Here is a 1,134-nt window from a genome sequence, read left to right on the forward strand (position 1 = left end):
GGCCGCTCTAATGTGAAGGGATGCGCCCGCAGGGTCCATGGATACCGTCAAGCCCCCGCGTATACGCTCGATGATTTTCCTAGAGTCTGTCTCTTTTGGGTGGAATCAGAAACTTGTCATGCCCGGCTTTATGCCGGGTATCCACGTCTTTGGAATTTCAACGAAGAAAGACGTGGATGGCCGGGGACATAGGCGATCGGAAGCGACGCCGTTCTTCGAACGGCTACAGGCGAGCAGAAGCGACGCCATTCTTCGAACAGCTATGCCCGACCATGACAGAGCAGAGTGTTCCGCAAAACGCAAACCGCTCTAACTGCGCGGCGGCCTCAGATCAGCGAGGCCACCGCTTCCAGCCCGATCATACGCGCCAGCGCGCGCACCTCCCGCTTCTGATCTTCCCGCAGCCTCGTCAACAACGGCTGCGCCGCGACCTTTATCTGCTCGATCTCGCCGGCGCGGAGCACGGGTTGCTTGCCCGGCGCCGAACGCCGCTCGTGGATTTTCTGGGCGGCCTCCCGCAATGCGCGTTCCACGGCGGGCCAGTAAGGCTCCTGCCCCGGCGTCAGCCGCAGCCTTCCCTTCAGCGCCGCGATCTGCATATCGCTGAGCAGCGAGTAGTCCTTCTGGACGAACTGGTTTGCAAGTTTGGGCCGGGGACGTGGCAGCGGCGGTTCCTCGATCGGCGGCGTCGAAGGTAAAATCTCGGCATCGAAGGGAGAATCGGTTGCGACCGCCGGCCGAAGCGATTCAGGCAACGCGCCCTCGGCGTCAGGCGTCCCCGCTTGAAGCATGACCGGAAGCCTGTCTGCCTTGCGCTCGCGAGTGGCTGCCGATTCGAACGGCTCCCCTTCCGCGAACTGTGGAGACGGCGTCGCAACAAACCGAACCATCAGAACGTTGCCGTGGCCGAATATCTCCGCCAGCGCTACGCCTGTGATGACGCAGCACGCGAGCGCGAGAATCGTCATCGTCCGCGTCAAAAAGGATCTCCGGTTTCAATTCACGAGCGCGGCCGATTGATCCTCACAACGCGCTGTGAATCAAGGCTTGCCGTGCAAGACGGAACCGGACGGCTGTTTATTCACTGGGAATCCCGCCTCCCGGTTGCGCCTGGAGCGGGATGAGGAAAAGTGT

At 61.6% G+C, this 1,134-nt stretch carries 1 protein-coding gene; it reads right to left on the reverse strand.

Going from position 1 to position 1,134, the window contains the following annotated elements; all coding sequences use genetic code 11:
- Positions 1 to 326: 326 nt before the first annotated feature.
- Positions 327 to 980, reverse strand: a complete 654-nt coding sequence (locus NWI01_RS10160) for a hypothetical protein (RefSeq protein ID WP_141383733.1) — start codon at positions 978 to 980, stop codon at positions 327 to 329.
- Positions 981 to 1,134 lie beyond the last annotated feature (154 nt).

The organism is Nitrobacter winogradskyi (assembly GCF_006539545.1).
In the GTDB taxonomy this organism is placed as follows: Bacteria; Pseudomonadota; Alphaproteobacteria; order Rhizobiales; family Xanthobacteraceae; genus Nitrobacter; species Nitrobacter winogradskyi_A.